The sequence below is a fragment of the Saccharopolyspora sp. NPDC003752 genome (assembly GCF_053605825.1).
Genome location: NZ_JBSGJZ010000015.1, coordinates 140,970 through 159,356, shown reverse-complemented (window position 1 = coordinate 159,356; position 18,387 = coordinate 140,970). Strand labels below are relative to the sequence as shown.

14 protein-coding genes and 1 riboswitch are annotated in these 18,387 nt (G+C 70.6%); of the genes, 5 read left to right on the top strand and 9 right to left on the bottom strand.

Translation table 11 applies throughout. From position 1 onward, the window contains the following. Window positions 1–6 precede the first annotated feature (6 nt). The gene (locus ACWEV3_RS21275; protein WP_452615549.1) at window positions 7–1,158 is read left to right on the top strand and encodes a M20 family metallopeptidase; all 1,152 of its coding nucleotides are present in this window, start codon (window positions 7–9) and stop codon (window positions 1,156–1,158) included. Between the two features lie 241 nt (window positions 1,159–1,399). On the opposite strand, the gene dnaE is transcribed toward ACWEV3_RS21275, so the two are convergent. Then, a complete protein-coding gene (gene dnaE / locus ACWEV3_RS21270) occupies window positions 1,400–4,984 on the bottom strand; it encodes a DNA polymerase III subunit alpha (protein ID WP_452615548.1) in 3,585 nt (1,194 codons plus the stop codon). Between the two features lie 209 nt (window positions 4,985–5,193). Here dnaE and ACWEV3_RS21265 point away from each other — a divergent pair, with 209 nt between their 5' ends. The 4 genes from ACWEV3_RS21265 (at window position 5,194) to ACWEV3_RS21250 (ending at window position 9,139) form a co-directional block, all read left to right on the top strand. Beyond that, window positions 5,194–6,171 carry an AsnC family protein gene (locus ACWEV3_RS21265; RefSeq protein WP_452615547.1) on the top strand — a complete coding sequence of 326 codons (978 nt, stop codon included), beginning with the start codon at window positions 5,194–5,196 and terminating at the stop codon, window positions 6,169–6,171. A 148-nt stretch (window positions 6,172–6,319) separates the two neighbouring features. After that, window positions 6,320–7,420, top strand: a complete 1,101-nt coding sequence (locus tag ACWEV3_RS21260) for a Re/Si-specific NAD(P)(+) transhydrogenase subunit alpha (RefSeq protein WP_452615546.1) — start codon at window positions 6,320–6,322, stop codon at window positions 7,418–7,420. Between the two features lie 37 nt (window positions 7,421–7,457). After that, complete coding sequence (locus ACWEV3_RS21255) at window positions 7,458–7,763, top strand: NAD(P) transhydrogenase subunit alpha (protein WP_452615545.1); 306 nt, start codon at window positions 7,458–7,460, stop codon at window positions 7,761–7,763. After that, a complete protein-coding gene (locus ACWEV3_RS21250) occupies window positions 7,760–9,139 on the top strand; it encodes an NAD(P)(+) transhydrogenase (Re/Si-specific) subunit beta (RefSeq protein ID WP_452615544.1) in 1,380 nt (459 codons plus the stop codon). Before ACWEV3_RS21255 ends, ACWEV3_RS21250 begins: the two co-directional genes overlap by 4 nt. A gap of 298 nt (window positions 9,140–9,437) precedes the next feature. On the opposite strand, the gene ACWEV3_RS21245 is transcribed toward ACWEV3_RS21250, so the two are convergent. The 8 genes from ACWEV3_RS21245 to ACWEV3_RS21210 form a co-directional block, all read right to left on the bottom strand. Continuing rightward, window positions 9,438–9,737, bottom strand: a complete 300-nt coding sequence (locus ACWEV3_RS21245; protein ID WP_452615543.1) for a hypothetical protein — start codon at window positions 9,735–9,737, stop codon at window positions 9,438–9,440. Window positions 9,738–9,783: 46 nt separating this feature from the next. After that, window positions 9,784–10,668, bottom strand: coding sequence for an RluA family pseudouridine synthase (locus tag ACWEV3_RS21240; RefSeq protein WP_452615595.1), 885 nt, complete (start codon window positions 10,666–10,668; stop codon window positions 9,784–9,786). 41 nt (window positions 10,669–10,709) lie between these two features. Continuing rightward, window positions 10,710–11,357, bottom strand: coding sequence for a signal peptidase II (gene lspA / locus ACWEV3_RS21235; RefSeq protein WP_452615542.1), 648 nt, complete (start codon window positions 11,355–11,357; stop codon window positions 10,710–10,712). Between the two features lie 198 nt (window positions 11,358–11,555). Next, a complete protein-coding gene (locus ACWEV3_RS21230; RefSeq protein WP_452615541.1) occupies window positions 11,556–12,893 on the bottom strand; it encodes an aminotransferase class V-fold PLP-dependent enzyme in 1,338 nt (445 codons plus the stop codon). Window positions 12,894–12,933: 40 nt separating this feature from the next. Then, window positions 12,934–13,049, bottom strand: a riboswitch (SAM riboswitch). Between the two features lie 148 nt (window positions 13,050–13,197). Next, the gene (gene ileS / locus ACWEV3_RS21225; protein ID WP_452615540.1) at window positions 13,198–16,347 is read right to left on the bottom strand and encodes an isoleucine--tRNA ligase; all 3,150 of its coding nucleotides are present in this window, start codon (window positions 16,345–16,347) and stop codon (window positions 13,198–13,200) included. A 353-nt stretch (window positions 16,348–16,700) separates the two neighbouring features. Then, a complete protein-coding gene (locus tag ACWEV3_RS21220; RefSeq protein ID WP_452615539.1) occupies window positions 16,701–17,123 on the bottom strand; it encodes a hypothetical protein in 423 nt (140 codons plus the stop codon). Window positions 17,124–17,212: 89 nt separating this feature from the next. Beyond that, window positions 17,213–18,046, bottom strand: coding sequence for a DivIVA-like cell division protein Wag31 (gene wag31, locus ACWEV3_RS21215; protein ID WP_358576575.1), 834 nt, complete (start codon window positions 18,044–18,046; stop codon window positions 17,213–17,215). Between the two features lie 47 nt (window positions 18,047–18,093). Further along, a complete protein-coding gene (locus ACWEV3_RS21210; protein ID WP_093160639.1) occupies window positions 18,094–18,378 on the bottom strand; it encodes a YggT family protein in 285 nt (94 codons plus the stop codon). Window positions 18,379–18,387: the final 9 nt, after the last annotated feature.

The following is an 18,387-nucleotide window of genomic DNA, read 5'->3' as shown; positions in this document are numbered from 1 at the left end:
CGACGAGTGAGCAGTGCGACGGCATTGACCGGTGCGGCGGAGCGCGACCTTCCCGAGGTGATCGCCGATCTTCGTCGGCTGGTCGAGCACGAGACCCCCAGCAACGACAAGGCCGCGCTGGACGCCGGGCTCGCCGACATCGCGGACTGGCTCGCCGAGCGGCTGGGCGAGCCGACCGCGCGGACCCGGCACGACTGCGGCGACCGCGGTGACGTCCTCGACATCACCTTCCCCGGCACCGCGGCCGGAACCGTCCTGCTGCTGTGCCACTACGACACGGTGTGGCCGATCGGGACCCTGGCGGACTGGCCGTTCACCGTCGAGGGCGACCGGATCACCGCGCCGGGCTGCCTGGACATGAAGCTCGGCATCGTCCACGGCGTGTGGGCGCTGCGCCTGCTGCGCGAGCTGGAGATCCCGCACCCGGCGGTGCGGTTCCTGCTCACCGGCGACGAGGAGATCGGCAGCATCGCGTCCCGCCCGCACATCGAGCGGGCCTGCGCCGAGGCCACCGCGACCCTGGTGCTGGAGCCCAGCCGGGAGGGCATGGCCAAGGTCCGCCGCAAGGGCCTGGGCATGTTCGACCTGACGGTCTCCGGCGTCGAAGCGCACGCCGGGCTCGATCCGACGGCCGGCGCGAGCGCCATCCACGCCATCACCGAGCTCGTCCCGCAGATCACCGCCCTGGCGGCGCCGGAGCGCGGCACCACCATCAACATCGGCCTGATCACCGGCGGCACCGGCCGCAACGTGGTGGCCGGCCGGGCGACTTGCGAGATCGACATCCGCATCCAGGACCCGGCCGAGACGGCCCGGATCGACGCGGGTTTCGCCGCGCTGGCGGTCACCGACGACCGGATCAAGTTCGACATCACCGGCGACTGGAACCGGCCGCCGATGAACCCGAACCCGCCGTCGGAGCGGCTGTTCGACGCCGCCCGCGCCGCCGCGCAGGACATCGGCCGGGACCTGGAGGGCACCGCCGTGGGCGGGGTGAGCGACGCGAACTTCGTGTCGGCGCTGGGAAAGCCGGTCCTCGACGGGCTCGGCGCGGTCGGCGCCGGGCCGCACTCCCGCGACGAGCACGTGATCCCGGGCGAGTCGCCCGGCCAGATCGCCATGCTCGCGGGCCTGATCGGCCGCCTCCACGACAGCTGAGCACCAGGCTCGTGAGCACTTTGCGCTGTTAGAGAGGCTGTTTGGGGTGCGGTAGGGCGGGTCGTTGTCTTTGAAGCGGCGAAGCCGCTCGGCCCACCTGCGAAACCCGCACCGCCGCGGGTTCTCAGGGGTCTTCTCGCGAGGACAGCCCCGACTTGGCATTCATGAGTCGGGGATCCCACGGCGAGAAGGCCCCTGAGGTTCCGCCACGCAAAACGAGCCTGGAATCAAGTTCTCCGCATCAGTACGCCTCGAAGCAGCCCGCGCCGAGCAGGCCCTTCAGCTCGCCCTGCAGACCGTTCTCGGTGGACACGAAGTAGTCGCTGGACAACGCAAGGCGGGTCGTGCCGCGCGGGCTCTGCAGCTTCAGCTGCACCGGCGTGGTCCCCGAGTGCGCCTGCAGCGTCCGCTTCAGCTCCGCCACCAGCGATTGGTCGACCCGGCCCACCGGCACCTTGATCACGAACGCCGGGTCGGTGCCCGGGTCGGTCTCCGCCGCCGAGATGTCCACCGGCACCGCATCCGAGGCGAACACGCTGATCGTGCCCTCCCGCTCGTTGATGCGGCCCTTGACCGCCAGCGCGGTGTCCTCCACCAGGCAGTCGGAGTACATCTCGTAGGACTTCGGGAAGAACAGCACCTCCACGCTGGCGTCCAGGTCCTCCAGCGTGACGATCGCCCACGGGTGCCCGTTCTTGTTGATGCGGCGCTGGATGCCCGAGATCATGCCGGCGATCTTCAGCTGCTCCTTGCCGCCGCCGAACTCCCGCTCGCCGCCGACCAGGTCGGCGATGCCGGTGTCCTGGTAGGGCGCGAGCAGCCGCTCCGCCCCGTCCAGCGGGTGCGCCGAGACGTACAGGCCCAGCATCTCCCGCTCGTAGGACAGCAGCTGCTTGCGCGGCCACTCCTCCGCGGTGAACACCAGGTGCGCCAGCGGCGAGGCGTCCGCGCTGTCCTCCGAGGAGTCCGCGCCGAACAGGTCGAACTGGCCCATCGCCTGCTGCCGCTTGAGCCCGATCACCGCGTCCACCGCGGCCTCGTGGTGCTGCACCAGCGACATCCGGCTGTGCCCCAGCGAGTCGAACGCGCCCGCCTTGATCAGCGACTCGATGACCCGCTTGTTGCAGGCCAGGATCTCCGACTTGTCCAGGAAGTCGGTGAACGACGTGTAGCGGCCCTTCTCCTCGCGGGACTTGACGATCGAGGCGACCACGTTGGACCCGACGTTGCGGATCGCGCTCATCCCGAATCGGATGTCGGAGCCGACCGCGGCGAAGGTGTCCTTCGAGTCGTTGACGTCCGGCGACAGGACCTTGACGCCCATCCGGCGGCATTCGGCGAGGTAGATCGCCATCTTGTCCTTGTTGTCGCCGTTGGAGGTCAGCAGCCCGGCCATGTACTCGGCCGGGTAGTTGGCCTTCAGGTACGCCGTCCAGTACGCCACCAGGGCGTAACCGGCCGCGTGCGACTTGTTGAACGCGTAGCCGGCGAACGGGAGCACCGTCTCCCAGAGCTTGGTGATGGCCTCGTCGCGGTAGCCGTTCGCCTGCATGCCGGCCTGGAAACCCTCGAATTCCTGGTCCAGGACCGACTTCTTCTTCTTGCCCATCGCGCGGCGCAGGATGTCCGCTCGGCCGAGGCTGTAGCCCGCCACCTTCTGCGCGATCGCCATGATCTGCTCTTGGTAGACGATCAGGCCGTAGGTCTCGTCGAGGATGTCGCGCAGATCCTCTTCGAGATCGGGGTGGATCGGCTCGATCTCCTTGCGGCCGTTCTTGCGGTCCGCGTAGTCGAGGTGCGCGTTGACGTCCATCGGGCCCGGCCGGTACAGCGCGTTGGCCGCCACCAGGTCGCCGAACTCGGTCGGCTGCAGGCGTTTGAGCAGCTCCCGCATGCCGCCACCTTCGAACTGGAACACTCCCAGGCTTTCCCCGCGGGCGAGCATCTCGTAGGTGGTCTTGTCGTCCAGCCCCAGGTTGGACAGGTCGATGTCGCGGTCGTGGTTCTCCTTCACCATCCGCAGCGAGTCACCGAGGATCGTGAGGTTCGACAGGCCCAGGAAGTCCATCTTCAGCAGGCCGATGGCCTCGCACGACGGGTAGTCCCAGCCGGTGATGATCGAGCCGTCGTCGCGCGCCCACAGCGGCACCGTGCCCAGCAGCGGCTGCGAGGAGAGGATCACCGCGCAGGCGTGCACGCCGGCGTTGCGGATCAGGCCCTCCAGGCCGCGCGCGGTGTCGAAGATCTGCGACACCGCCGGATCGGTCTCGATCAGGCTGCGGACCTCGGCGGCCTCGGCGTAGCGCTCGTGCTGCGGGTCGACGATGCCCGACAGCGGGATGTCCTTGGCCGCGATCGGCGGCGGCAGCGCCTTGGAGATCTTGTCCGCGATGGCGAACCCGGGCTGGCCGTGGTGCACCCGCGCGGAGTCCTTGATCGCCGCCTTCGTCTTGATCTTGCCGAAGGTGATGACCTGCGCCACCTTGTCGCGGCCGTACTTGTTGATCGCGTACTGCAGCACCTCGTCGCGGCGGCGGTCGTCGAAGTCGAGGTCGATGTCCGGCGGGGAGTCGCGCTCCGGGTTCAGGAACCGCTCGAAGATCAGCCCGTGCTCCAGCGGGTCCAGGTTCGTGATGTGCAGGATGTAGGCCAGCAGCGAACCCGCGGCCGAACCACGGCCCGGCCCCACGTGGATGCCCTGCGACTTCGCCCACCGGGTCAGGTCGCCGACCACCAGGAAGTACGCGCAGTAGCCCTTGGTGTCGAGCACGTCCAGCTCGACCTTGATCCGGTCCAGGCACTCCTGCGTCGGCCCGTCCGGGTACCGCGTCGGCAGGTACTGCTCGACCTCGGCCTCCAGGAGCTCGCGCTCGCTCCGGCCGGTGCCGTCGGTGACGCGCGGCATCCGGTCCTGGAAGGACCAGACGTCCTCGTAGGACTCGACCATCTCCGCGATCAGCAGCGTGCTGTCCGCCGCGCCCGGGACCTCCTTGTCCCAGTACTCCCGCATCTCGGCCGCGGATTTCAGGTAATAACCATCACCGTCGAACTTGAACCGCGACTCATCACTGAGCGTCTTGCCCGACTGCACGCACAGCAACGCGCCGTGCGACTCGGCCTGGTCGACCGTGACGTAGTGGCTGTCGTTGGTCGCCAGCGGCGGGATGCCCAGCTTCTTGGAGATCTCCAGCAGTCCCTGGCGCACCGACCGCTCGATCGGCAGCCCGTGGTCCATCAGCTCCAGGAAGAAGTGGTCCTTGCCGAAGATCTCCTGGTACTCCGCCGCCGCCCGCAGCGCCTCGTCGAACTGCCGCAGCCGCAGCCGCGTCTGCACCTCGCCGGACGGGCAACCCGTCGTGGCGATGATGCCCTCGGAGAACTCCGAGATCAGCTCCTTGTCCATCCGCGGCTTGCGGTACATGCCCTCGAAGCTCGCGCGGCTGGACAGCGTGAACAGGTTGCGCAGGCCGGTCGAGTTGCGCGCCACCATCGTCATGTGCGTGTAGGCACCCGCACCCGAGACGTCACCGCCCTCACCGAACTCGTCGGTCCCGCGCTGCTTGGCCTCGCCCCAGAACACCGGCTTCTTGTGGAACCGGCTGCCGGGTGCGAGGTAGGCCTCGATCCCGATGATCGGCTTGATGCCGGTCTTGCGCGCCTGCTGGTAGAACTCGTCCGCGCCGAACATGTTGCCGTGGTCGGTCATCCCCACCGCGGGCATGCCCAACCGCTCGGCTTCGGCGAACAACGCCCCCACCTTCGCCGCACCGTCGAGCATCGAGTACTCGGTGTGCACATGGAGGTGAACGAAGGGGTCGACAGGCACGGGAAAGTCCTCCTTCGGCGGGCTTCGGGGAGAGGTGCCAGCCTAACTCCCGGCCCCGACTCGGCCGGAGATTCCCCCGGCGTTGCGCGGTGTTTCCACGCGGGCGGGGTGTGCGCCGCCCCGCTGCCCGGCCGCCCGGTCGCGAAGTCCGGATCAAAAGCACATGCCGTTTACGCTTGGGTCGGGGCGAGCGGGTAGCGTGGCACGACGTGGCTGGCCCTGATCCCGTGGACGTGCGTCTGCTGAGCGTCGTCGCCGAGATGGGCCGTGCGGCGGTTCCCGAGATCGCCGGTCGGCTCGGCATGGACGTGCGCGACGTCGCCGCACGCCTTGCTGCCCTCTCCACCACCGGCCTGCCGCTGATCGTCGGCGTCGAGTGCGACCCCCAGGCCATCCGCAACGCGGTCGCGGCCGCCCAGCACTGGGCCGCGCAGCAGAACATGGCCAGCGGGCCGTACCAGGTGCAGGGGCAGGCCAGCGGCGGCCACCAGGTGCAGCCGTCCGGCTCCTACCCGCAGCCCAGCGGCTCGTATCCGCAGCCCAGCGGCGGCTACCCGATGCCCACCGGCGGCTACCCGGCGCCGTACGGCGGCGCGAGCGGCCCGCAGCCGTTCGTCCCGGCCGGTCCGCCGGCGACCTCCTTCCAGCAGCAGCCCGCGCCGCCGAACCCGATGAACGTGTGGGGGCCGCCGGGATCGGCCGCCTGGGCCCGCGGCGACCAGCAGTGGCCGGGCGCCCAGGCCGCGCCGCAGCAGCAGCCGGTGCGCACCGGCAAGGTCGGCAGCAAGCTCGACGTCGAGGGTCTGGAGGGCGAGCGGATCACGATCCTGCTCGTGGAGGTCGTGGACCCGGCCGACTTCCTGTTCACCGCGGCGGGCTACGAGCTGCAGGACGGCGAGCGCGCGGTCGTCGTGCACACCGAGCTGACCAACCGCGGGGCGACGCCGTTCGCCTCGCTGCCCGACCTGTACCTGGAGCTGATCACCGAGGACGGCGGGGCGGTGTCGAAGGCGCCGGTATCGCTGTCCTCCCGCCCACCGCACCGCATCGGCGTGCAGCCGGGCGAAACCGCGGGCGGCCACACGGTGTACGTGCTGCCGGAGAACACGGAGCTCACCAAGGTCCGCTGGACGCCCCGCCCCGGCGACGAACAGCGCACCCTGATGTGGGACATCACCGACCTCTGAGCGCCTTGCCGCATTCCCGGTCGGCGGGGCCGCAACTCCGGTGAAATGCCAGAACTCCCCACCTCCAGTACGTCTGTCCTGGTGATCTCCCGGGGCCGAACGGGCGGGTGGTCTTGCGGTTTGCGCCGCGGTGTGACGAGCTGGAGTCATGACCTCTCCGGACAGCGGTCGCACCAGCGTCGGTGTGCCGCGCGAGACGGTGCCCGGTGAACGCCGGGTCGCGCTCGTCCCGGGCGTGGTGGAGCGGTTGTGCGCGCAAGGCCTCGGCGTCGTGGTCGAGGCCGGTGCCGGGCAGGCCGCGCTGATCCCGGACGAGGCGTTCGCCAAGGCGGGCGCGACCATCGGCGACCCGTGGTCCGCCGACGTCGTGGTCAAGGTGAACGCGCCGACCGAGGCGGAGATCGCCCGGCTGTCGCCCGGGTCGGCGCTGATCGGGTTCCTGGCGCCGCTGACCGATCCGGACATCGCCGACCGGCTGCGGGCCGCCGGGGTGCGGGGCTTCGCGCTGGAGTCGGTGCCGCGCATCTCCCGGGCCCAGTCGATGGACGCGCTGTCCTCGCAGGCCAACGTCGCGGGCTACCGGGCGGTCCTGCTGGCGGCGAGCGAATGCACCCGGTTCTTCCCGATGCTGACCACCGCGGCGGGCACCGTGAAGCCCGCGTCGGTGCTGGTGCTCGGCGTCGGGGTGGCCGGTCTGCAGGCGCTGGCGACCGCGAAGCGGCTCGGCGCCCGCACCACCGGCTACGACGTGCGACCGGAGGTCGCCGACCAGGTGCGCTCGGTGGGCGCCAAGTGGCTGGACCTGGGCGTTTCGGCGGTCGGCGAGGGCGGCTACGCCCGGGAGCTGACCGACGACGAGCGCGCCGAGCAGACCCACCGGCTCAACTCGGCCATCGCCGGTTTCGACGTGGTGATCACCACCGCCCTGGTGCCGGGCCGGCCGGCCCCGAAGCTGGTCCCGGCGGAGGCGGTGCGCCGGATGCGGCCGGGCAGCGTGATCGTCGACCTGGCGGGCGCGACGGGCGGCAACTGCGAGCTCAGCGAGCCGGGGCGAACCGTGGTCGGCCACGAGATCACCATCGCGGCGCCGCTGAACCTCCCGGCGAGCATGCCGGAGCACGCCAGCGAGCTCTACGCCCGCAACGTGCAAGCTCTCCTGGAGCTGATGCTCGTCGACGGCCGCCTCGCCCCCGACCTCACCGACGAGGTCCTCGCCGCCGCCTGCATCACCTGTCCGGACCCGGCATGAGCATCAACGATTCCATGGGCGAACGGGAGGAGGGGCGATGTTCCTGGCCGATCTCGCGGTCCTGGTGCTGGCGGGGTTCGTCGGCTTCGCGGTGATCTCGAAGGTGCCGAACACGCTGCACACACCGCTGATGTCCGGCACCAACGCCATCCACGGCATCGTGCTGCTCGGCGGCGTGCTCGTGCTCGGATCCGGGGTGGAGGACCTCGGCTCGCAACTGCTGGCGCTGGTGGCCATCGTTTTCGGCACCATCAACGTCGTCGGCGGATTCCTGGTCACCGACCGGATGCTGGGCATGTTCAAGCGGAAGCCGGAGCCGACGCGGAAGGGTGCCGACAAGTGATCACCCTGCGCTCGGTGCTCTACATCTTGGCGTTCGCGCTGTTCATCTACGGCCTGATGGGGCTGACCGGCCCGCGCACCGCGGTCCGCGGCAACGCGATCGCGGCGGCGGGCATGGTGGTCGCCGTCGTCGCCACGCTGCTCACCCCGGGCCTGGGCAACTGGTGGCTGATCGTGCTGGGCCTGGCGCTCGGCACGGTCATCGGCGTGCCCGCCGCGCGGCGGGTGAAGATGACCGCGATGCCGCAGATGGTCGCGCTGTTCAACGGCGTCGGCGGCGGCGCGGTGGCGCTCACCGCGTGGGTGGAGTTCCGGGAGACCACCGGGTTCCAGGGCGAACCGGCGTTCGTGCCGATCTCGACGCTGTTCGCGGCGATCGTCGGCTCGATCTCGTTCTGGGGATCGCTGGTCGCCTTCGGCAAGCTGCAGGAGATCGTGCCGGGGCGTCCGATCACCGTCGGCCGGCTGCAGATGCCGCTGAACGTGCTGCTGCTGGCCGGGGCGATCGGCTGCGCCGTGGCGATCGGCCTCGGCGGCACCGCGGAACTGCTGATCGTGGCGGTGCTGGTGCTGGCCGGGCTGGCCGGGATCGCGGTGGTGCTGCCGATCGGCGGGGCCGACATGCCGGTGGTGGTATCGCTGCTCAACGCGTTCACCGGGCTGTCGGCGGCCGCGGCCGGGCTGGCGCTGGGCAACACCGCGATGATCGTGGCGGGCATGCTGGTCGGCGCGTCCGGCTCGATCCTCACCGACCAGATGGCCAAGGCCATGAACCGGTCGATCCCGTCGATCGTGGCCGGCGGTTTCGGCGGCGGCGCGGCCGCGGCCCCGGCGGCCACCGACGGCACGGTCCGCTCGGTCAGCGCGGCCGACGTGGCGATCCAGCTGGCCTACGCCGGGCAGGTGATCGTGGTGCCCGGCTACGGCATGGCGGTCGCGCAGGCCCAGCACGCGGTGCAGGACATGGCGAAGTTGCTGGCGGACAAGGGGGTTGCCGTCGACTACGCGATCCACCCGGTGGCGGGCCGGATGCCCGGCCACATGAACGTGCTGCTCGCCGAGGCCGACGTGCCCTACGAGCAGCTCAAGGAGATGGACGAGATCAACGACGAGTTCGCCCGCGCGGACGTCGCGCTGGTGATCGGCGCCAACGACGTCACCAACCCGGCGGCTCGCACCGACCCGAACTCGCCGATCTACGGCATGCCGATCCTCAACGTCGACCAGGCGAAGGCGATCGTCGTCCTGAAGCGCTCTATGCGCGCGGGCTTCGCGGGCGTGGACAACCCGCTCTACACGGACCCGAAGACGACGATGCTCTTCGGCGACGCCAAGGCCTCGGTGCGAGAAGTGGTCGAAGAGCTCAAGGCGCTGTAGAGCTTTTCTCCGAACTCCTTTTGCCTGGCGGTGCAGGTGGCGGCCCCCCTGCGGGAGTTACGGCCGCCGCCTGGACTCCGGGATCCCCGACACACGTATGTCCAATACGACGCGCCGAGGCTGTCCTCGCCAGACGACGTCTGAGAACCCGCGACGGTGCCGGCTGCGTAGGTGGGCTAAGCGGCTACGCCGCTTCAAGAACAAAAGCCGACGCGTCACCCAAGTCGAAACAGCCGCTGTAGGGCGTGAGCCAACCCAGGGGCCGTGAGTCTCTTCCTGCCACGGCTGCCCGAAGGGCTCATGACTCCTTGCCGCGGCGGAAGATGTTCAGCGGGTTGTTGCGCTTGGGGCGTTCCGGCTTGGTGCGGCTGCGGTACTCCAGCGTCGGCCAGTCCCCCGCTTCGCCCCCCGCCTGGTTCGGTTCCGGCGCGCCGAGCACCGACGGCGCCGCCTTCCCCACGTCCTCCGCGCTGATCACGTCGCCGAGGCTGGTGAAACCGGCCGGCGGCGTGTCCGCGTCGGCTCCGGCGTCGAACACCGGCATGCCGCTGGGTGGCGTCGGTGCATCCGACCCGTCGAACGACCTCGACTGTGCCATCAAGCCCCCTTGCTCGTTCACAGGCTTGTCCGCCACCGTACCCGGCTCAGCCGTCCTGACCGCGGAGCTCGTCCAGCGCGTGCTGCAGGTCGGCGGGGTAGTCGCTTTCGAACGTGACCCAGCCGCCGGACGGGTGCTCGAAGGAGAGGCTGCGCGCGTGCAGCCACTGCCGGGTAATGGCGAGTCGTCGGGCCAGCACCGGGTCCGCGCCGTAGGTCAGGTCGCCGACGCAGGGGTGCTTGATCGCCGCGAAGTGCACCCGGATCTGGTGCGTGCGCCCGGTTTCCAGCTTCACGTCCACCAGCGACGCCGCGCGGAACGCCTCCACCGTCTCGTAGTGGGTGACGCTGGGCTTGCCGCCGGTGACGACCGCGAACTTGTAGTCGTGGCGCGGGTGCCGGTCGATCGGCGCGTCGATGGTGCCGCGGCTCGGGTCCGGATGCCCCTGCACCACCGCGTGGTACCGCTTGTCCACGGTGCGTTCCTTGAACGCGCGCTTGAGCACCGAGTACGCGTGCTCGCTCTTGGCAACGACCATCACACCCGTGGTGCCCGCGTCCAGGCGGTGCACGACGCCCTGCCGCTCCGAGGCTCCGGAGGTCGCGATGCGCACGCCCGCGGCGGCGAGCCCGCCGACCACGGTCGGCCCCTCCCAGCCCGGGCTCGGGTGCACGGCGACGCCGATCGGCTTGTCGACCACGACGATGTCGTCGTCCTGGTGCAGGATCCTGAGCCCGTCCACCGGCACCGCGACGACCTGCAGCGGCTGCTGCGCCGGCGGCAGCGTCACCTCCAGCCAGGCCCCGGCGACCAGCCGGTCCGACTTGCCCGCCGGGTTGCCGTCGACCAGCACGTCACCGGACTCGGCCAGCGAGGCGACGGCGCTGCGGGACAGGCCGAGCAGCTTCGACAGGCCCGCGTCGACCCTCATGCCGTCCAGCCCGTCGGGAACCGGCAGCGTCCGAAGATCGCTCACGACTGCGCTGCCTTCTTCTTGCGGTGCACCGTGCCGTCGTAGTCGCGGCCCAGCAGCGACATCAGCACGACCAGGATGCCGCCGCAGACGATGCAGGAGTCGGCGACGTTGAACACCGGCCACACCGCGCCGCCCGGCGCGAACACCGACAGGAAGTCCACCACGTGCCCCTGCAGCGGTCCGGGGGCTCGGAAGATCCGGTCGACCAGGTTGCCGCAGGCACCGCCGAGCACCAGGCCGAGCCCCACCGCCCAGCCCGGCGAGCGCAGCTTCGGCGCCAGCCAGATGATCACGCCGACGACCGCGATGGCGAGCAGCGCGAGCAGCCAGGTCATGCCGGTGGCCAGCGAGAACGCGGCACCGGGGTTGCGCAGCACGTCGAGGTAGAGCAGGCCGCCGAACAACTCGACCGGCTGCTCGCCCTCCAGGTTGGCGACCACGGCGACCTTGGTGAGGATGTCGATGGCCAGGGCCACCACGGCGACCCCGCCCAGCAACCCGAGCAGCTTCCCGGAGGCGCGCTTGGGCGGCTCCACCGCCTCGGCCTGCGTCTCGGGTGCCTGTTCCGCGGGGGTCGGCTCGGTGCCCGCCTGCTCTGCTGAGGACTCCCTCGGGGAGGACTGCTCGGTGCTCACGCCAGCCATTGTCCCTGAACCCGCCCGCACGCGGTCCGGCAGGACCACTCCCCGCGATGCGCCCTTGAACACACCGTCACCCCGAGGCCGGCACCCCTGCGTCCCGCTTCGCCCACGAGGCCCCGTTTCCACTGGTCAAGTACCGTGAGCGCATTGGGGTGCCAGAACGCCCCAAAACGCTCACGGGCAGGCAGAGCCGGGTCCCGGTCAGCCGAGGAAGTCCGGCAGCGGGCGCGGGTCGTTGACCGGCACCCAGCGGCCGTCGACCTGCTCGTAGCGCCAGACCGGACCCACTGCCACCAGCCGCCGCAGCGCGTTCACCAGGCGGTCGATGTGCTCCGCCGTCGTGCCCAGCCCGACGCTGACGCGCACCGCGCGGTCGGCGTCCGAGCCCGCCCGCGAGAGCAGCCGCCGCGTGGCCACGTGCGCGCAGAACAAGCCGTCGCGGACGCCGATGCCGTGCTCCGCGGAAAGCGCCGCGGCCAGCAGGCCGGGGTCCTGACCGTCGATGGTGAAGCTCACCACGCCGACCCGGTCGTGATCGGCGTCGAACAACCGCAGCTCGCGCAGCCCTGGCACGCCGCGCAGCCCGGCCCGCAGCCGGCGCAGCAGCGTCTCCTCGTGCTCGACGACGTCCGGCCAGTTGGCCGCGAGGGTCTCGCAGGCCTTGGCCAGCGCGTGCACGCCGACGGTGTTCGGCGAACCGGCCTCGTGCCGCTCCGGCCCGGTCGTCCAGCTGACCGACCGCTCCTGCACCAGCCGGGTCGCGCCGCCGCCCGCCAGGTACGGCTCGGCGGCGTTGAGCCAGTCCGCGCGGCCGATCAGCGCGCCCGCGCCGAACGGGGCGTAGAGCTTGTGCCCGGAGATCGCGACGTAGTCGACATCGAGCTCGCCGATCCGCACCGGCCGGTGCGGCGCGAGCTGCGCGGCGTCCAGCACGGTGCGCGCCCCGCGCCGCCGCGCTGCCTTCGCGAGCTCGGCGACCGGCCACACCTCGCCGGTGACGTTGGAGGCGCCCGTGATCACCGCCAGCCGCGGCCCCTCCGGGCATTCGGCCAGCGCGGCGTCGAGCGCGGCGACCGCGTCCGCCGGGGTCTCCGGCGCGGGCAGGCGGCGCACCCGCGGACCCGACCAGGGCAGCAGCGCGGCGTGGTGCTCGGTGTCGAAGACGACGACGGAGGTGCCGCGCGGCAGCGCCCGCCCCAGCAGGTTCAGGGCATCGGTGGTGTTGCGGGTGAAGATCACCGAGTCGGTTCGCCGGGCGCCGACGAAGGTCCGGAGCTTGTCCCGGGCGCCCTCGTATACCCGGGTGCACACCTGGGAGGCGAACCCGGCGCCGCGGTGCACGCTCGCGTACCAGGGCAGCAGCTCGTCCACTGCCGACTGCACCGGCTCCAGACAAGGCGCGCTCGCCCCGTGATCGAGGTTCGCGTATCCGATGTGCTCGCCGGTGACCAGCGGGACCTGCAGCGAGCGGCCGACGACAGCGGGGATCCGGTAGTCCACATCGGACTGCTTCGGGATGTCGATGACGGCAGAAGACATGACGGCCTCCTCGGGGGCCTCATCGGACCCGCCCAGGAGGGGTCCGCGCTTGCCGGATCGCCCTGCACGACCGGCCAGGTCCTCACCCGGGGCACCCCACCGCGGTTGGAGGGTTGCCGGCCAGCAAGCCGGGGCTTGACGCTGGCGCTCATGACCTTCGACTACGGACCTTAGGAAACCGCCGCGGCGCCGGACAACAGTGATCCCGGATCGTGGGAGCGGCCTTGGTCACACCGACCCCGGGAAGCGCGAAGGGCGCTTCCCGCCGGGAAATCCGGTGGAAAGCGCCCTCGACCTCGCGGGATCAGGCCTTGGTGACACCGATCTTGATCTCGGTGCCGTCACCGACGGTACCGGTGAAACCGTCCGCCACGTCGCCGGACTCGACCGCGTTCGCCAGCGTTTCGGCGGCGATGAACTCGCGGTGCTCGGCGACGGCCGACAGGACCTCGGCCGGGGCCGAGATCGCCACCGCGATCCGGTCGGAGACCTGGAAGTCCGCCTCCTTGCGGGCCTGCTGGACGACGCGGACCACGTCGCGGGCCAGGCCCTCGGCCGCCAGCCCCGGGGTCACCTCGGTGTCCAGCACCACCAGGCCCTTGCCGCCGGGCAGCGCCGAGGCCGCGCCGGGGTCGGTGGAGACCAGCCGCTCGTCGAACTCGTTCTCCTGCAGCTCGATGCCCGCCGCGACCACGGTGCCGCCGGTACGCTGCCACTCGCCCGACTTCACCGCCTTGATCACCTTCTGCACGTCGCGGCCCAGCCGCGGACCGGCGGCCCGCGCGTTCACCGCGATCTCGAAGTGACCGTGCGCGGCGACGTCGGTGCTCAGCTCCAGGTCCTTGACGTTGACCTCGTCGCGGATCAGGTCCGCGAAGGGCCGCAGCGCCTCCGCGTCCGGGGTGGCGACCACGAGCTTGGCCAGCGGCAACCGCACCCGGAGGTTGTTGGACTTGCGCAGCCTCGACACCGACGAGCACACCTGGCGCACCTCGTCCATCGCGGTCACCAGCGCGGCGTCCGCGGGCAGCTCGTCGACCAGCGGCCAGTCCGCCAGGTGCACCGAGCGACCGCCGGTCAGCCCGCGCCAGACCGCCTCCGCGGTCAGCGGCAGCATCGGCGCCACCACCCGGCAGGTCACCTCCAGCACGGTGTGCAGCGTGTTGATCGCGTCCCGGTCACCCGCCCAGAAGCGGTCGCGGGACCGGCGCACGTACCAGTTGGTCAGCACCTCCAGGAAGTCCCGCACCTCCGAGCAGGCACCCGCGAGGTCGAACGAGTCCATCGCGGACTGCACGTCGCCGACCAGCTCGTGCGTCTTGGCCAGGACGTACCGGTCCAGCACGTGCTCGCTGTCCACCTTGGACTCGCCGGAGACGCCCTCGGCGTTTGCGTACAGCGCCAGGAAGTACCAGGAGTTCCACAGCGGCAGCACCGCCTGGCGCACCGCGTCCCGGATGCCGCGCTCGGTGACCACCAGGTCGCCGCCGCGCAGGATCGGGCTGGCCATCAGGAACCAGCGCATCGCGTCGGAGCCGTCGCGGTCGAAGACCTCGTTGACGTCCGGGTAGTTGCGCTTGGACTTCGACATCTTCAGGCCGTCGTCGCCCAGCACGATGCCGTGCGCCAGCACGTTGGTGAACGCCGGCCGGTCGAACAGCGCCGTCGCCAGCACGTGCAGCAGGTAGAACCAGCCGCGGGTCTGGCCGTTGTACTCGACGATGAAGTCGCCCGGGTAGTGGTGCTCGAACCACTCCGAGTTCTCGAACGGGTAGTGCACCTGGGCGAACGGCATCGAGCCGGATTCGAACCAGCAGTCCAGCACCTCCGGCACCCGGCGCATCGTCGACTTCCCGGTCGGGTCGTCCGGGTTCGGCCGGGTCAGGTCGTCGATCTCCGGGCGGTGCAGGTTCGCCGGCCGCACCCCGAAGTCGCGCTCCAGCTCGTCCAGCGAGCCGTAGACGTCGGTGCGCGGGTAGGCCGGGTCGTCGGAGACCCACACCGGGATCGGCGAACCCCAGTACCGGTTGCGGGAGATGTTCCAGTCGCGGGCGTTCTCCAGCCACTTGCCGAACTGGCCGTCCCGGATGTGCCCCGGCACCCAGTTGATCTGCCGGTTCAGCTCGACCATCCGGTCCTTGAACTGGCTGACCGCCACGAACCAGGAGGACACCGGACGCTGGATGAGCGGGTTGTCGCAGCGCCAGCAGTGCGGGTACGGGTGGTCGTAGGTCTCGTGCCGCAGCAGGAGCCCGGCGTCCTTGAGATCGCGGATGATCTGCTTGTTGGCGTCGAAGATGTGCTGGCCCTCGTAAGGCGGAGCCTCGGCGGTGAACTTGCCGTGGGCGTCGACCGGGACCGCCAGCTCGACATCCGCCGCATCGGTGACGGCCTTGTCGTCCTCACCGAACGGCGCGATGTGCACGATTCCGGTGCCGTCCTCGGTGGTGACGAACTCCCCGGGCAGCACCTGGTGGGCATTGCGGTTGCCGACGAAGAAGTCGAACGGCGGTGTGTAGCGGACACCGAGCAGGTCGGCCCCCTTGACCCGCTCCACCACGTGCTCGGCCACGTCCTCGCCGAGCTCCCGCGCGTACGCGCCGAGCCGCGCCTCGGCCAGCACGTAGCGCTCGGTGGCGTTGGGCGGCGCGACCAGCACGTAGTCCACGTCCGGGTGCACGGCCGCTGCGAAGTTCGACGGCATGGTCCACGGGGTCGTCGTCCACACCAGGGCCAGCGCGCCGTCGAAGGCCTTGCCCGGCGCGTTGAGCCGCAGGCCCACGGTCACCGCCGGGTCCTGTCGCTGGCGGTAGACGTCGTCCATCTTGGTCTCGGTGTTGGACAGCGGCGTCTCGCACCGCCAGCAGTACCAGAGCACCCGGAAGCCCTCGTAGACCAGACCCTTGTCCCACAGGGTCTTGAAGGCCCACATGACGCTTTCCATGTAGTCCAGGTCGAGCGTCTTGTAGTCGTTGTCGAAGTCCACCCACCGGGCCTGCCGGGTGACGTAGTCCTCCCACTCGGCGGTGTAGCGCAGCACCGAGGCCCGGCACGCGTCGTTGAACGCGGCGACGCCCATCTGCTCGATCTCGGACTTCGACGTGATGCCGAGCTGCTTCTCCGCCTCCACCTCGGCGGGCAGCCCGTGGCAGTCCCAGCCGAACCGGCGCTCCACCCGGCGGCCGCGCATGGTCTGGTAGCGCGGCACCACGTCCTTGACGTAGCCGGTCAGCAGGTGCCCGTAGTGCGGCAGCCCGTTGGCGAACGGCGGCCCGTCGTAGAAGACGAACTCGTTGGCGCCGTTGGCGCCGGCCTCGCGGGCCTGCACCGAGGCCCGGAAGGTCTTGTCGTCGGCCCAGAAATCCAGCACCTGGCGCTCGATCTCGGGGAACACGGGCTGGGCTGCCACGCCGCGCTCACCGGCGTCGCCGAACTGAACCTTGGGATAAGCCATCGCGGTTGTGCTCCTCGCGGTGTGTCGTTTCCGCCGCACGGTCACCGAAACTCCGGTGCCCACGCGGGGACGACACCTCGCGCGCATGCCCGCACGAGATCCGCGGTACCACCCCGCTTGCCGCCGAACGACGCCGACGACCACTCGTTGCCAGCTGTGACGGGCTGGACCCGTCCGGTTCTACTGAGGCGCCCAGGCCGGGCACCCGTTCTTCCGGAGGCTCCCCGGTGATGGCCGGATCATTGCCTGGTCAGTCCAGGGTACCGGGCGCCCGCCAGCGGTTTTCACCGGTGCGCGGTTTCACCCGGAACCGTCCCCGAGCCCCGGGGAGGGCGGAGGTTCAATTGAAACTGCTACGCGCGGCGGACCTCGGCGGCCAGCGTCGCGTTCGGCGCGCAGCGGGCGCACGGCGTGAAGCCGAGCTCCCTGGCCTCGCGCAGCGGCAACGCGATCGTCTTCCGATCACCGATCCACTCGCAGGTGCGCACGTGGTAGCGCGGCCGTTCATCGAGCACCAGCACCTCGGCGCCCGGATCCGCCGCTTCCGCGGCGTTGCTGCGCTCCTCGCCCGGCTCCTTGCCGTCTACCGGCGCGGGCTCCGCCGCCGGCCGCTCGCGCGGCCCGGCCCGGCGCCGCCGCCGATCGGCGACCAGCAGCGCCACGCCGACGACGCTGATCAGCACCGACAGCCACGCCAGATCCGGTTCGCCCGCGGCGACCGCCCCGGCCAGAACACCACCGGCCACCAGGACCAGCAGCAGCACGACCAACAGCACGCGACCTCACGCCCCTCGCCGAACGCCCCCGATGCACGTCAGCGGCGACGGGCGGTTCAGCCCGTCGCCGCCGATGCGGACGAACTCGCTCAGCCTGCTTCGGCTGCGCGCGCCCCGAAGCTGTAGCTGGCCTGCTGACCGGACGACCGGCTGCCGCTGCTGTCGGCGGGCGCGGCCGAGCCCCGGTCCTGCAGTTCGCGAAGCTGCGACTCCAGGTAGGTCTGCAGTCGAGTGCGGTACTCGCGCTCGAACGTGCGCAGGGTCTCGATCTTCTTCTCGAGGGCGTTCTTCTCCGACGTGATGTTGCCCATCACCTCGGCGTGCTTGCGCTGCGCGTCGCGCTCCAGGCTCGCCGCCTTGTCGCGGGCTTGCCGCTCCAGCGTCTCGGCCCGCGTGCGGGCGTCGTTGAGCATCGTCTCGGCACGGGTCCGGGACTCGTTGACCATGCTGTCGGACTTCGAGCGCGCTTCGGACAGCAGCTGCTCGGACTTCGTCCGCGCCTCGGACAACATGCCGTCGGCCTCGGCCTTGGCCTCACCGGTCAGCCGGTCGGCCATCTCCTGTGCGAGGCCCAGCACCTTGGCGGCCTGCACGTGGTGGTCACCGCCCGGGGACGTCTGCTCGGCGGCGGTCGGCGCCGGGACCGGGGTAAGCCGGCGCGGTTCCTCCGGTGGGGCGGCCGGGGTCGAGGGAACCGACGCGGCCTGGCTGCGCGCGTCGTCCAAGTCGACCTGCGCGGTCTGCAGCTGGGACTCCAGCTGCTCCACCTGGCTGCGCAGGTCGTTGTTCTCCTCCACCAGCCGGGCAAGCTCGGCTTCAACCAGGTCGAGGAATGCGTCCACCTCGTCCTCGTTGTAGCCCCGCTTACCGATCGGAGGTTTGCTAAACGCGACGTTATGCACGTCGGCGGGGGTCAGGCCCACAAGATCACCTCACGCACTCCTCGGCTGCGGGTAGCCCGGGTTCCCCGTCACCCGGGCTGCACCAGTCGCATCAGTATGAACACGACCAGCAGCAGCACCATAATCGATAGGTCCAGTCCGACGCCGCCGATCCGGACCGTCGGAATCACCCGACGCACCAACTTTACGGGTGGGTCGGTCACTGTGTAGATGCTCTCCAACGCGATTGCAACCCCTCCGACGGGCCGCCAATCGCGAGCGAACACTCGAACGAGTTCGATCACGATACGGGCCGTGAGCAGCAGCCAGAAGAAGAACAGAACGTAAAACAGGACGATCTGCACCGGGTTCACGCTTCAACT